The sequence below is a fragment of the Nonomuraea dietziae genome, assembly GCF_014195505.1.
Classification (GTDB): Bacteria; Actinomycetota; Actinomycetes; order Streptosporangiales; family Streptosporangiaceae; genus Nonomuraea; species Nonomuraea roseola.
Map to the genome: position 1 here is coordinate 5,564,838 of NZ_JACIBV010000001.1, position 13,262 is coordinate 5,578,099.

At 69.8% G+C, this 13,262-nt stretch carries 14 protein-coding genes and 1 tRNA gene; 9 read left to right on the top strand and 6 right to left on the bottom strand.

Annotated features, from left to right (window positions below):
* Positions 1 to 36: 36 nt before the first annotated feature.
* Together FHR33_RS26615 and FHR33_RS26620 are read left to right on the top strand one after the other, a co-directional pair.
* Positions 37 to 1,014 (top strand): DUF4360 domain-containing protein, encoded by a 978-nt coding sequence (locus FHR33_RS26615; protein WP_183653053.1) that lies wholly within the window; start codon positions 37 to 39, stop codon positions 1,012 to 1,014.
* Positions 1,015 to 1,115: 101 nt separating this feature from the next.
* Positions 1,116 to 1,322: a hypothetical protein gene (locus FHR33_RS26620; RefSeq protein ID WP_183653055.1), complete on the top strand. Its 207-nt coding sequence runs from the start codon at positions 1,116 to 1,118 to the stop codon at positions 1,320 to 1,322.
* A gap of 410 nt (positions 1,323 to 1,732) precedes the next feature.
* Here FHR33_RS26620 and FHR33_RS26625 read toward each other — a convergent pair.
* The 4 genes from FHR33_RS26625 to FHR33_RS51895 form a co-directional block, all read right to left on the bottom strand.
* A tRNA-Ala gene (locus FHR33_RS26625) sits at positions 1,733 to 1,805 on the bottom strand.
* Positions 1,806 to 1,927: 122 nt separating this feature from the next.
* Positions 1,928 to 2,395, bottom strand: a complete 468-nt coding sequence (locus FHR33_RS26630) for a hypothetical protein (protein WP_183653058.1) — start codon at positions 2,393 to 2,395, stop codon at positions 1,928 to 1,930.
* Positions 2,396 to 2,496: 101 nt separating this feature from the next.
* A complete protein-coding gene (locus FHR33_RS26635) occupies positions 2,497 to 3,225 on the bottom strand; it encodes an HAD-IA family hydrolase (RefSeq protein WP_183653062.1) in 729 nt (242 codons plus the stop codon).
* A gap of 19 nt (positions 3,226 to 3,244) precedes the next feature.
* Positions 3,245 to 3,364, bottom strand: a complete 120-nt coding sequence (locus tag FHR33_RS51895) for a DLW-39 family protein (RefSeq protein WP_312895735.1) — start codon at positions 3,362 to 3,364, stop codon at positions 3,245 to 3,247.
* A 244-nt stretch (positions 3,365 to 3,608) separates the two neighbouring features.
* Between FHR33_RS51895 and FHR33_RS26640 the strand changes: the two genes are divergently transcribed.
* The 5 genes from FHR33_RS26640 to FHR33_RS26660 all read left to right on the top strand — a co-directional run bounded on the left by FHR33_RS26640 (position 3,609) and on the right by FHR33_RS26660 (position 8,964).
* Positions 3,609 to 4,961, top strand: coding sequence for an MFS transporter (locus tag FHR33_RS26640; RefSeq protein ID WP_183653064.1), 1,353 nt, complete (start codon positions 3,609 to 3,611; stop codon positions 4,959 to 4,961).
* Positions 4,962 to 5,139: 178 nt separating this feature from the next.
* The gene (locus FHR33_RS26645; RefSeq protein WP_183653066.1) at positions 5,140 to 5,421 is read left to right on the top strand and encodes a metal-sensitive transcriptional regulator; all 282 of its coding nucleotides are present in this window, start codon (positions 5,140 to 5,142) and stop codon (positions 5,419 to 5,421) included.
* A 33-nt stretch (positions 5,422 to 5,454) separates the two neighbouring features.
* A complete protein-coding gene (locus tag FHR33_RS26650; RefSeq protein WP_183653068.1) occupies positions 5,455 to 5,667 on the top strand; it encodes a heavy-metal-associated domain-containing protein in 213 nt (70 codons plus the stop codon).
* Positions 5,664 to 6,716 carry a DUF8832 domain-containing protein gene (locus FHR33_RS26655; RefSeq protein ID WP_183653070.1) on the top strand — a complete coding sequence of 351 codons (1,053 nt, stop codon included), beginning with the start codon at positions 5,664 to 5,666 and terminating at the stop codon, positions 6,714 to 6,716. The genes FHR33_RS26650 and FHR33_RS26655 overlap by 4 nt, the downstream gene beginning before the upstream one ends.
* 31 nt (positions 6,717 to 6,747) lie before the next feature.
* Entirely contained in the window at positions 6,748 to 8,964 is a 2,217-nt protein-coding gene (locus FHR33_RS26660) for a heavy metal translocating P-type ATPase (RefSeq protein WP_183653071.1), read from the top strand.
* Here FHR33_RS26660 and FHR33_RS26665 read toward each other — a convergent pair.
* On the bottom strand, positions 8,860 to 10,104 hold the full coding sequence (locus tag FHR33_RS26665; RefSeq protein WP_183653073.1) for an MFS transporter: 1,245 nt from the start codon (positions 10,102 to 10,104) through the stop codon (positions 8,860 to 8,862). The genes FHR33_RS26660 and FHR33_RS26665 overlap by 105 nt on opposite strands.
* On the bottom strand, positions 10,105 to 10,539 hold the full coding sequence (locus FHR33_RS26670; RefSeq protein ID WP_246452088.1) for a carboxymuconolactone decarboxylase family protein: 435 nt from the start codon (positions 10,537 to 10,539) through the stop codon (positions 10,105 to 10,107).
* An 80-nt stretch (positions 10,540 to 10,619) separates the two neighbouring features.
* Between FHR33_RS26670 and pdxR the strand changes: the two genes are divergently transcribed.
* Positions 10,620 to 12,002, top strand: a complete 1,383-nt coding sequence (gene pdxR / locus FHR33_RS26675; RefSeq protein ID WP_183653080.1) for a MocR-like pyridoxine biosynthesis transcription factor PdxR — start codon at positions 10,620 to 10,622, stop codon at positions 12,000 to 12,002.
* A gap of 14 nt (positions 12,003 to 12,016) precedes the next feature.
* Positions 12,017 to 13,231, top strand: coding sequence for an MFS transporter (locus FHR33_RS26680; RefSeq protein ID WP_183653083.1), 1,215 nt, complete (start codon positions 12,017 to 12,019; stop codon positions 13,229 to 13,231).
* The last annotated feature ends 31 nt before the right edge of the window (positions 13,232 to 13,262 follow it).

Consider the following 13,262-nt stretch of genomic DNA (forward strand, 5'->3'; position numbering starts at 1 on the left):
CTTGCTGGGAACGCTCACCACGAAAAGGAATGCTTTATGCCATTCATCATGCGCAACACACTCCCTAAGCTGGCCGCAGGTACATTCGCCGCCGCCGCCGTCCTCACCGCAGCAGTCATGACGCCCGCGGTCGCGGCATCCTCTGCCCCCAACCCGGCCGAGGCATACATCTCGAGCGTCAGTGCGAACGGAGACGGGTGCCCGCCCGGGACATGGGAGGCGGCGATCAGCCCTGACGGGAAGGCGTTCACCGTTACATTCAGCGCATACGAGACGCTCATCGAACCTGGTGATGATGCCTCGAGTAGGGAATGCACGCTCTCGCTGAACGTGCATACGCCGCCGGGGACCTCGCTTTCCACCGTCGAGTTCTCCTACCAGGGCTACGCGCTCCTGGACCAAGCAGGGATGAGCGCGACGCAGAGCGCAAGCTACGACTTCCGCGGTGCTCCCGTCCCGGCTCAGTCGGTTCGCTCGCAGATCTCGGGGCCACACGACAACTCGTACCTCTTCACCGACCGGATCTTGCTTCACGACAACGTGGCGTCGGCGGAGGGCGCAACCCGCGCGCTAACCGTGGAAACGGGCCTACTCCTCACCAACAACCCCGCAGAGACCGGCAGCGGCTTCGTCAACACCACCAGTGTCGACGGGACGATCCAGAACGGACCAGGCTGCACCATCGACCGGCGCACCGCCACCTCGGGGCAGGCCATCATCGGCACCTCTGGCGCCGATGTCATCTGCGGGTCACCGTTCGCCGACCGTATCACCGCGCTGGGCGGCGACGACGTCATCCTCCCCTTCGCGGGCAACGACCAGGTCGCCGCCGGTGCCGGCAACGACACCGTCTTCGGCGGCAACGGCGCCGACGACATCAGCGGCGACGCCGGAAACGACACCCTCGACGGCGAAGCCGGCAACGACCGGATCCTGGGCGGGCCGGGCACCGACACCGCTAACGGCGGGCCCGGCACCGATTCCTGCCTAGCCGAGACGACCACCTCCTGCTGAGTCAGGTCGACGCTCCGGTGATATGGCTTCGGGACGAAGTAGTCGAGGTCGGAGCGGGGCGACCTGCCTTACCCACCTTGGCCGCGCCGGGACCCGCCCTGGTGCTGCTCGGCACGTTCGCAAGCCTGCGATGGGGCGAGCTGGCCGGCCTTCAACGACGTGACGGCGACCTCGACGCCGGAGCCATCCGCGTGGAACGCCAGCTGATCCAGATCACGGGCAAAGGACTCGTCTTCACCGACCCCCAGCCTGAGGCAGGCAAACGAACGGTCGTGATCCCTGGGCTGATCATCGATGAGCCCATCTGAAGGACTTCAGCCAGGAGGGCAAGGAAGAGCTGGTTTTCGTCGGTCCCGACGACGGGCCGATTCGCAACAGCAACTTCAACCGCCGCATCTGGCCCAAGGCTCTGGAGGACGCGGGCCTACCGAAGATCCACTTTCACGATCTCCGGCACGCTGGAACAACCTCGCCGCCAACGCCGGAGCCTCGATCCGCGAGCTGATGGCCCGCATGGGCCACTCCAGCACCCGCGCCGCGATGATCTACCAGCACTCCACCGACGAACGCCAACGCGAGGTGGCACGCAAGCTGGACGACCTCGCAAGGGGAGCACTGGACAACCCATCGGGCACGCCTCCCAAATTCCTCCCAGACACAAAGAAGCCCAGGGCAGACGATCATGTCTGACCTGGGCTTTTTCACTGGTGAGGAGAGGTGGAGCCTAGGAGATTCGAACTCCTGACATCCTGCTTGCAAAGCAGGCGCTCTGCCAACTGAGCTAAGGCCCCGAAACACCATCTGACCTGCAAAACATCAGCACGGTCGCGCGCGTTCCGACTGTACACCGTAGCAACAGCATACGGTGTACCGCCACCCGATCCCCGCCCCACCAAGGGAAGGCGCGTCCTGATCAGCGAAAAGCGACAGGACCCCACGGCCCCAAGCCGAGGTACAGCCCGAACGGCCTGAAGAATTCGGAGGAGGCAGGATCCGCGCCTGCCTCGTTCGGGAGCGAGGGTGAAGAAGAGGGTGAGGGCGACGGCGAGGGGGCGAGCGAGAACGTGACGGAGGGCGTCTGCCCGGCTCCTTCCTGCCTGCACGACAGGCCGAGGACCGAGCTGGGGTATCCACCGGCGTATCCGGACACCGTCCGGCCCGGCGGGATGCGGCAGAGGTAGCCGGGCGACTCGGAGTCATTCGGAACGATCCTGAACTCGGTCAGGAGCTCACCGGTGGTGGGCGCTCCCTCGTAGGACTCGCAGTGCACCCCCATGATGGCGAAGGACACGTCCTCCTGCATGATCTCGAGGCACCCGTAGGTGGGAGTCGCGGCGTGGGCGGGGGTGGCGAACAGGCTGGCCGTGCCGAGGACAAGCACAGCGGAAACGTACGGAAGACGCATGAGGCACCTCTCACAGGTGAGTCCGTGGTGATCAGTGAGAGATCACGCAATGCGGCCTACCCGACTACAGAGAGTGATTAACCGCGCGCTTTCGCAATCTGTGGGTCATAGTTGCGCTCTCCGCCGAGGACCACCTCGGGGAGCTCGGTCAGCGAGTGGAGCAGGTGCGTGGCGCCGCCGTTCACCAGGCGGTCCCGGCTGTGGACGCCGGTCATCAGGCCGGCCACCACCGAGGCCCCTGACCTTCGCCCCGCCAGCATGTCGTTCTCGGAGTCGCCCACCACCGCGACCTGCCTGACGTCCTCGATCCCCAGGCGGAGCACCGCGTGGAGGATCATGTCGGGCCATGGACGCCCGCGTCCGGCGTCTTCGGGGCAGATGGCGAGGTCGACCTTGTCGTGCCAGCCCAGCACGCTCAGCACCCTGCTCAGGGTCGTTCTGCTGAAGCCTGTGACTAACGCGACGTGGAGCCCCGCGCCCCTGAGTTTGTCGAAGACCTCGACGACTCCGGGCATGGGGACGAGACCCGCCCGCTCGATGGCGCCCTCGTAGGAGCGTTCGAACGTCAGGTTCGCGGCCTGTGCCTGGGCCTCGTTCCCCGGGAAGATCCCGCGGAAGACTTCGATCTTCGGGCACCCTCGGGACCGGTGCACGTGGACCATGGCCCGCGCGTACGCACCGGTCCCTGGGACGATGCCCTGGGTGGCGATCGCCTCGGCGAAAGCTCGTTCGACCGTGGCGATGTCGCCGATCGTGGTGCCGGCGAGGTCGAGACAGACCAGCTTGATGGGGCCGATGTCGGTCATACCCTCGTCGCCACGATCGTTAGTTCTCGCTGCCGGTTGCCTCGGTCCAGAGGTCGAGCTCGGCGCGGTCGGCCTGAACCTTGCGCCAGATGAGCAGCCCCCCGAGGGCGAGCAGCGCCAGAACGAGCACCTTCTTCACGGTGTGACCCCACTTCTTCGACGGTCTCACCTGCCGGGGTGAGACAACGCCCGGTTGCAACGGTTGCAAGGCAGCCTAGCAAGGCTTGGCCGTGCTCCCCCGGGTGCGGACCTATCCAGTTCTACCCAATCTTCCGATACGACGGTGCACAGGGCCACGCCGAAAGGTTTGCAAACCCCCAGGGGGTATGTTACGTTCACCGCGTCAAAGATACCCCCTAGGGGTACCAAGCAGAGGAGTGGATATGCCGCAACACAACAGGTGGTGGGCGCTGGTCGTGCTCGCCGCCGCACAGTTCATGGTGATCATGGATACCTCGATCATCGGCGTCGCCCTTCCCGAGATGCAGCGTGACCTCGGGTTCAGCCAGGGCGGGCTGCAGTGGGTCTTCAACGCCTACGTGGTCGCCTTCGGCGGCCTGCTCCTGCTGGGCGGCAGGCTGTCCGACCTGTTCGGCGCCCGCAAGATCTTCACCATCGGCTGGGTCGTCCTGACCGCGGGCTCGGTCGTGGCGGCCTTCGCCACGACCGCGTGGGTGGAGATTCTCGGGCGCGCCGTCCAGGGTGTCGGCGGGGCGCTGATCGCGCCCGCCGCGATGACGCTGCTCATGATGCTGTTCGGGCACAACCCGCGCGAGCTGGGCAAGGCCATGGCCCTGTACGGCGCGGCCGCCCCCGCGGGCGGTACGGCGGGCGTCTTCCTCGGCGGCGTCATCACCGAGTACCTCAGCTGGCCATGGGTGTTCATCGTGTACATCCCGATCGGCCTGATCACCCTCGCGGCCATCCCGGCACTGCTGCCCGCCACGCAGGGCAAGCGGGGCTCGGTGGACGTGTTCGGTGCGGTTACCGTCACGGCGGGCATCGCCCTGACCGTCTACACGATCGTGAAGGCCCCCGAGCAGTCGCTGACCACGACGCTGATCGAGGCCGCGGGCGCGATCGTCCTGCTCGTCGCGTTCCTGCTGACCCAGCGCAGCGTGCGCGAGCCGCTCATGCCGCTGAAGATCTGGAAGACCCCCGGCCTGGCCCCCGCGAACCTGGCCATGGCGCTGCTCGGAGCCGCCTGGATCCCGATGTGGTACTTCCTCAACCTGTTCCTGCAGCAGGACCTCGGCTACGGCGCCTTCGCCAGCGGCGCGGCGCTGCTCCCGATGACGGTCGCGGTCATGATCTTCATGATCGGCATCACCGCGAGGCTGCTCGGCCGGTTCGGCGCCAAGCCGCTCATCGTGCTCGGGCTGGCCGTCCTGGCGGTCGGCGTCGGCGGGCTGGCCTTCAGCGGCTCGGCCTTCCTTCCTGCCAGCCTGGTCGCCGCGGTCGGGATGTCCCTGGCGTACATCCCCGCGATGATGTCGGCGCTGTCGGGGGTGCGGCCCGAGGAGAGCGGGCTGGCCTCGGGGATCGTCAACACCACCTACAACGTGGGGTCGGCGCTGGGACTGGCCGTCATGACCGCGATCGCCACCTCGCAGGAGAACGGATTCGACGCCGCCTTCGTCGGCGCGGGCGTGGTGGCCGCGGCGGGCGCGCTGCTCACCCTGGTCCTCATGCGGCGGCCCGCGCAGGTCCCGCAGGAGCAGCCCGCGCACGTCTAGATCCCCCGGTACGGCAAGCCGCCGAGAGCGCCACCCAAGGCGCGTGGCCGGCCTCCGTCCAGGGGCACGGCAAGCGAGCGCACGGGGCTGAGCCCCGTCACGGAAGGCGAATCATCAGGTCCGTGGAATACCCTAGGGGGGTAGGGTGTTATGCTGAAGGAAGAGAGAGGCGGGGACCATGGCTGGATACACCGGCACCAGGCAAGACCACCTCCGGCGGCTGCGCCGGATCGAGGGCCAGGCGAGAGGCCTTCAGCGCATGGTGGAGGACGACAAGTACTGCATCGACATTCTCACCCAGGTGTCGGCCACCACGAGCGCCCTCCAGTCCTTCGCCCTCTCCCTGCTCGAGGAGCACCTGGCCCACTGCGTCGCCGAGGCCACCCTGAAGGGCGGCCCCGAGGCCGACGCGAAGGTCAAGGAAGCAGCCGAAGCGATCGCCCGACTCGTCCGTTCCTAGCAGTCCGCACACCAAGCACCGAGGAGATATGACATGAGCACCGCCACCTACACCGTCAAGGGCATGACCTGCGGCCACTGCGTCAGCTCGGTCAAGGAGGAGGTCGGCGAGGTCTCCGGCGTCACCGGCGTCGAGGTCGACCTGGCCAGCGGCCTGCTGACCGTCGAGAGCGACAGCCCCGTCGAGACCGACCGGATCGTCGCCGCGGTCGAGGCCGCCGGATACGAAGTGGCGGACCGGTCGTGAACACCCCCGCCAAGCTCGTCACCTACGTCGCGGGTCTCGCCGTCGTCTTCGGCGCGGCCCTCGGCGTGGGCAGCGCGGTCGGCGAGGTCGGCGCCCCTCCCAAGACCACCGCCCCCAGCGAGAGCGCCGGCCCCGCCGGCGCGGGCCACGGCGAGAGCACGAGCCACGGCGACCAGAACAGCGACCAGAGCGGCGGCCAGAACAGCGCCACCGCGAAACCCGCACAAGCAGCTGCACAGGATACCCCCGGGGGGCTCCAAGTGTCTCAGAACGGCTACACCCTCACCCCGCTCACCGCGACGATCAAGCCCGGTGAGCCCACCGACTTCGCCTTCACCGTGACGGCCCCCGACGGAAGGCCCGTCACCGACTTCCAGGTCCAGCACGACAAGAAGGTCCACTTCATCGTCGTCTCGCGCGACCTCACCATCTTCCAGCACCTGCACCCAGAAGAGGGCGCCAACGGCGTCTGGACGGTCAAGCTGACCCTCCCCGAGGCCGGCGTCTACCGCGCCTACGCCGACATCTTCCCCACCGGCGCGAGCGCACTGACCCTGGGCGCCGACCTGTTCGCCGCCGGCGACTACGCGCCTAAGGCGTTGCCGCAGGTCAGCCGTACCGCCGAGGTCGACGGCTACACTGTGACCCTCGACGGAGACCTGACCCCAGGAAAGTCGAGCAAGCTGACGCTGAAGGTGAGCAAGGACGGCAAGCCGGTCACCGACCTGCAGCCCTACCTCGGGGCCTACGGCCACCTGGTGGCGCTGCGCGCGGGCGACCTGGCCTACCTCCACGTCCACCCCGACGGCGAACCCGGTGACGGCAAGACCAAGCCCGGTCCTGAGATCACCTTCTACGCCGAGGTGCCCAGCACCGGCGACTACCGCCTGTTCCTCGACTTCCAGCACGACGGAACCGTACGGACCGCGGACTTCACCGCCCGCGCGGGACAGGCGGCGGCGCCGGCGGCGAGCCCCGCGGCGACCCCGTCGGCCGACCCGTCGGGGAGCCCGGCCTCCGACCACGACTCCACCCCGCACGGCCACTGACGCAGGATCGCGACGTAAGAAAGGAGAGGTGATGTCTCCCCTCACCGACGACAAGCCCCACGGCGCCGTCGAACTGTCCATCGGCGGCATGACCTGCGCGTCCTGCGCCAACAGGATCGAGCGCAAGCTGAACAAGCTCGAGGGCGTGACCGCGACGGTCAACTACGCGACGGAGAAGGCGAAGGTCACCTTTCCCGAGGGAGTCGACCCGCAGGAGCTGATCGCCACCGTGGAGTCGGCGGGCTACACCGCGGAACTGCCCAAGCCGCCGCAGGCGGAGGGCGAGCAGCAGGAGCCGGAGGACGAGCTCAGGCCGCTGCGCAACAGGCTGGTCACCTCGCTGGTGCTGGCCGTTCCCGTGATCGCGATGGCGATGATCCCGCCGCTGCAGTTTACCAACTGGCAGTGGCTGTCGCTGACGCTGGCCGCGCCTGTCGTGGTCTACGCGGGCTGGCCGTTCCACAAGGCCGCGTGGACGAACCTGCGCCACGGCGCGGCGACCATGGACACGCTGGTCTCGATCGGCACCCTGGCCGCCTTCGCCTGGTCGCTGTGGGCGCTGTTCTTCGGCACGGCGGGCACGCCGGGCATGACGCACCCGTTCGAGTTCACGATCGCCAGGACGGACGGCTCGGGCAACATCTACCTCGAGGCCGCCGCGGGCGTCACCGCGTTCATCCTGGCGGGCCGCTACTTCGAGGCCAGGTCCAAGCGCAAGGCGGGCTCCGCGCTGCGGGCCCTGCTCGAGCTGGGCGCCAAGGACGTCGAACTGGCGGACGGCCGGCGCATCCCCACCGACCAGCTGAAGGTCGGCGACAGGTTCGTGGTGCGTCCCGGCGAGAAGATCGCCACGGACGGCGTGGTCGACGAGGGCACCAGCGCGGTCGACGCCTCGATGCTGACCGGCGAGTCGGTCCCGGTGGAGGTCCGCCCCGGCGACGCGGTGACCGGCGCGACGGTCAATGCCGGCGGCAGGCTGATCGTCCGCGCCACCAGGGTCGGCTCCGACACCCAGCTGGCCCAGATGGCCAAGCTCGTGGAGGACGCGCAGACCGGCAAGGCAGAGGTCCAGCGGCTGGCCGACAGGATCTCCGGCATCTTCGTCCCGATCGTCATCGCCCTGGCCATCGGCACGCTCGGCTTCTGGCTGGGCACCGGCGGCGGCGCGGGCGCGGCCTTCACCGCCGCGGTCGCGGTGCTGATCATCGCCTGCCCCTGCGCTCTGGGGCTGGCCACGCCGACCGCGCTGCTGGTCGGCACCGGCAGGGGCGCCCAGCTGGGCATCCTGATCAAGGGCCCGGAAGTGCTCGAGTCGACCAGGAAGATCGACACGGTGGTGCTGGACAAGACCGGCACGGTCACCGAGGGCAAGATGACGCTGACCGGCGTCCACCTGGCCGAGGGCGAGGAGCGCGAGGAGGTGCTGCGCCTCGCGGGAGCGCTGGAGCACGCCTCCGAGCACCCGATCGCGCAGGCCATCGCCCGCGCCGCCGATTCCGAGGCGACGGTCGAGGACTTCGCCAACGTCGAGGGCCTCGGTGTCCAGGGCATCGTCGACGGGCACGCCGTGCTCGTGGGCCGGCCCAGGCTGCTGGCCGAGTGGTCTCAGCACCTGCCCGAGGAGCTGACCGAGGCGCTGGAGCGCGAGCAGGCGGCCGGCCGTACCGCCGTGGCGGTCGGATGGGACGGCAAGGCGCGCGCGGTCCTCGTGGTGGCCGACGTCGTCAAGTCGACCTCCAAGGAGGCGATCCAGCAGCTGAGGGCGCTGGGTCTGACCCCCGTGCTGCTCACCGGCGACAACGAGAAGGTGGCGAGGTCGGTCGCGGCCGAGGTCGGCATCGACGAGGTCATCGCCGAGGTCCTGCCCGCCGACAAGGTGGACGTGGTCAAGCGGCTGCAGGCCGAGGGCAAGTCGGTCGCCATGGTGGGCGACGGCGTCAACGACGCCGCCGCGCTCGCCCAGGCCGACCTGGGCCTGGCGATGGGCACGGGCACCGACGCGGCGATCGAGGCCTCCGACCTCACGCTGGTGCGCGGTGACCTGCGGGTGGCCGCCGACGCGATCAGGCTCTCCCGCAGGACGCTGGCCACGATCAAGGGCAACCTGTTCTGGGCCTTCGCCTACAACGTGGCGGCGCTGCCGCTAGCCGCGCTCGGGCTGCTCAACCCGATGATCGCCGGTGCCGCGATGGCCTTCTCCAGCGTCTTCGTGGTCACCAACAGCCTGCGTCTTCGCGGCTTCAAGTAGGCCCCAGCGGACGGCCGGCGTCATGGCGGCGCCGGCCGCCGCGAACAACGCCCCGAGCACCACCCAGCCCGGTGTGCCCCAGCCGATGACGAGGCTGGTGAGCAGCACCGGGCCCGCCATTCTCGCGATCGCCGTGCCGGTGCCGAAGAAGCCCTGGTACTGCCCCTGCTTGCCGGCGGGAGCCAGCCCGAAGCTGATCTCCCAGGCGCCCGAGGAGAGCATCATCTCCCCCAGCACCAGCAGCAGCGCCGCCGCCAGCAGGACGAACACGGTGTGCCCCTGCGAGAACACCAGGCACGAGGCGAACAGCACCAGGCCCGCCAGCCGTACGAAACGGGAGGCGGAGGCCAGGTCGCGGACCCTGCGCGCGACACGCACCTGGAACAGCACGACGCACACGGTGTTGAGCACCAGCACGGCGGAGACGGTCCAGGCGGGCGCGTCGGTCCGCTGGACGATCCACAGCGGCAGCACCAGGCTGATCAGCGGCCTGTAGAGCAGCATGACCGTGTTGAGCAGGGTGATCGCGGCGTAGGGCCGGTCCCTGAGCACGGCGAGGCGCGGCTCCCCCTTCACCGCCGGTACGCCGGCCACGGCGGGCACCAGCGCGAGCACCCCCGCCGCCACCAGGTAGCTCGCCATGTCCACCGCGAAGACCGTGAGGTAGGCCGCCGAGGTGTCGAAGTGCAGCGCCAGGGCGCCGAGCCCGGCGCCGACCGCGATCCCCGCGTTGAGGGTGGACTGCAGCACCGCCCGCACCCTGGTGCGTTCGGCGGGCGGCACCAGCCCTGCCAGCAGCGCCTGCTGGGCGGCCGACAGCCCGCTCTGCGCGCCGGCGTAGAGGCAGACGGCTAGCACGAACAGCGGGAAGGAGCGCACCACGAGGAACGTGCCGACCCCCGCGCCCGTGGCCACCGCCAGCAGCACCGCGACGCCGCGCGGCCCCCGCCGGTCGGCCAGGTTCCCCAGCGGGACGCCCGCGACGGTGCCGAGCGCCCAGCCGATGGTCAGGCCGAGGCCGATCTCGAAGGGGGACAGGCCGACGATTCTGGTGAAGTACAGCGTCGAGGTGACGATGTAGGCCCCGTCGCCGATCGAGCTGGTGAGCTGGGCGACGGTGAGGACGCGGCGGGGATTCATCTACTTGAACGATTCCGGGGTCATGTGGGTGATCACGCCGATGCGGTTCCACGCGTTGATGGTGGCGATCTGGACCACCAGGGCGGCCAGGTCGTCCTCGGCGAACACCTCGGCCGCCGCCGCCCACGCCTCGTCGGACACGCCACCCTCGCTCAACCTGGTGCCCGCCTCGGTCAGCGCGAGCGCGGCCCGCTCCTGCTCGGTGAAGCAGGGCGCCTCCCGCCAGACGGCCACCGCGTTGATCCTGGCGTCGCTCTCCCCGCCCTGCTTGGCGTCGGCGCTGTGCATGTCCACGCAGTAGGCGCAGCCGTTGATCTGGCTGGCGCGCAGCCGTACCAGCTCGAGAAGGGGCTTGGGCAGCCCGCTCTTCCCGATGACCTTCTCCAGCCCGGCCATCGCCTTGTAGGCATCCGGGAGGATTGTGCCGATTTCCATCCTTTGCGTCATGAGGAGAGGTTAGAGGCGAGGGTTGGCCGAGTGTAAGCTCCAATTCTTAGCGATCTGATTGGGCCAAGATGGACTTCCACATCAGCCTGGCGGGCAGGGGTGAGCTCGCCGCACAGATCTACCGGCAGCTGCGCGACGCGATCCTCGACGGACGGCTCAGGCAGGGCGAGCGGCTGCCGCCCACGCGGGAGCTGGCCCGCGGCCTCGACGTCGCCCGCAACACCGTGGCCGTCGCCTACGAACGCCTCACCGCCGACGGCTTCCTCGAGGGCAGGGCGGGCGCGGGCACGTTCGTCAGCGCGCCGGTCAGGCCCTCGACGCGGCGCAGGGCGCCGCACGGAAGCGGCGTAAGGCCGCGTGGGGTGTGGGGCGAGATCGCCGCAACGGAGATGAGAAGGAGCCCGCCGGCGTTCGACTTCAGGGTGGGCACGCCCGACCTGACCCTGTTCCCGCTGGAGAGCTGGCGGCGCCTGGTCACGCGCGAGCTGCGGGTGACGGCGGCCGGCTATCTCGCCCCTGAGGGGCACGAAGGGCTGCGCGTCGCCATCGCCCGTTATTTCGGCGTCTCACGCTCGGTCCGGGCGGCGCCCGACGACGTGATCGTCACGCAGGGCGCCCAGCAGGCGCTCGACCTGGTGGGCAGGGTGCTGATCGAGCCGGGTGACTGCGTGGCGGTGGAGGAGCCGGGATACCCGCCCGCGCGGCGGCTGTTCCACTCGCTCGGCGCCCGCGTGGCGGGGGTGCCCGTCGACGCCGAGGGCCTGGACGTCACGGCCATCCCGCGCGCGGCGCGGCTGGTCTACGTCACGCCCTCGCACCAGTTCCCCCTGGGCACGCCAATGTCGCTGGCCCGCCGTACGGCGCTGCTGTCCTGGGCGCGGCAGCGCGACGCCGTGGTGATCGAGGACGACTACGACAGCGAGTTCCGCTTCGAGGACCGCCCGCTGGAGCCGCTGCAGAGCCTGGACCGCAGCGGCAGGGTGATCTACGTCGGCTCCTTCTCCAAGACCCTCGCCCCGATGCTGCGTCTCGGCTTCCTCGTCGCCCCCGCCTCGCTGCAGCCCGCGCTGCGCGTCGCCAAGCAGCTGACCGACTGGCACAGCGAGACGACCGCGCAGGCGGCTCTAGCCAGGTTCATCGACGAGGGCCTGCTGGCCAGGCACGTGCGCAGGGCGACCAGGCAGTACGCGGCCAGGCACGCGCTGATCGCCGCGTTCCTTCGCGAGCACCTCGACCTGGTGCCGTCGGCCGCAGGGCTGCACCTGTGCGCCAAGGGAGAGGTGGATCCCGCGCGGGCCCCCGAGGTCGCGGTCGAGAGCCTGCCGAGCTACTACGCGGGGCCGTCCGAGCAGGGCGTGGTGCTCGGCTACGGCGGCATCCCGCTGGAGCGGATCGGAGCGGGACTGCGGCGGCTCATTCCCGCGCTGCGGGTGAGACCATTGTCCCTTTGATACCTGGGGGGACTATGGCGGGCGATCTCGGCCTGCTTCGCGATCGCCGTTTCGCGTTGCTGTTCTCGGCCAGGACCGTCTCGGTCCTCGGCAGCTCCTTCGCGCCCGTCGCGCTGGCCTTCGGCATCCTCGAACTGCCCGGCGCCACGGCCACGACCCTGTCGGTCGTCCTCGCCGCCGAGGCGGTGCCGATGGTGGTCTTCATGCTGGTGGGTGGGGTGATCGCGGACCGGCTGCCCAGGAACAGGGTGATGTTCGCGGCGGACGCGATGAGCGCCCTGGCCTTCGCTGCCCTCGGCGTGATGCTGCTGACCCGCTGGACACCCATGCCCGCGCTGGTGATCGTCGCGGCGATCAGCGGCATCGCGGTGGCGATGATGTGGCCCGCGCTGGCCGGAATCATCCCCGACGTCGTGCCGCCCGAGCGGCTGCAGACCGGCAACGCGCTGCTCGGATTGGGCGCCAACTCCGCCCGCGTGCTGGGGCTGGTGCTGAGCGGGGCGACCGTGGCGCTGATCGGCGGTGGCTGGTCGCTGGTGGTCAGCGGGGTGATGTTCGCGGCGGGCGCCGGGCTCATCGCGGTGCTGCGGCTCAAGCCCGTGGAGCGGCTGGCGGAGGAGAGGCACTCGGTGCTGGCCGACCTGCGCGACGGCTGGAAGGAGTTCATCTCGCGGCAGTGGCTGTGGGTGGTCGTCGCCCAGTTCTCCGTGCTGGTGATGGCCATGCAGGCGGCGCACGGCGTGCTCGGCCCGCTGTTGGCCAAGCAGAGCCTCGGAGGGGCGCCCGCGTGGTCGGCCGTGCTGGCGGGCGAGGCGGTCGGGATGATCGGCGGCGTGGTGGTCGCGATGCGGCTGCGGCCCAGGCGGCCGATCTTCCTCGGAACGCTGCTGACGCTGCCCACGGCGCTGCCGTACCTGCTGCTGGGGGTGGGGGCGCCGCTGTGGACGGTGGTGCTCGGCGCGGTGATCATGGGCGTCAGCATGGACGTCTTCGGGGTGCTGTGGCAGACCACGATGCAGCGGGAGATCCCCGCCGAGTCGCTGTCGCGCGTCAGCTCCTACGACGCGCTCGGATCGCTGATGTTCGGCCCCATCGGCCTGCTGGTGGCGGGCCCCGTCGCCGTCGCGATCGGCCCTGGCCCCGCGCTGGTCGGCTGCGCGGCGATCGTGGTGGTCTGCGGGCTGGCCGCGTTGACGTCGCCGGGAGTGCGCGGCCTCACCTCGCCGTGAGGCCGCGCAGCGGCGTGCTGCTCGGCGCCTT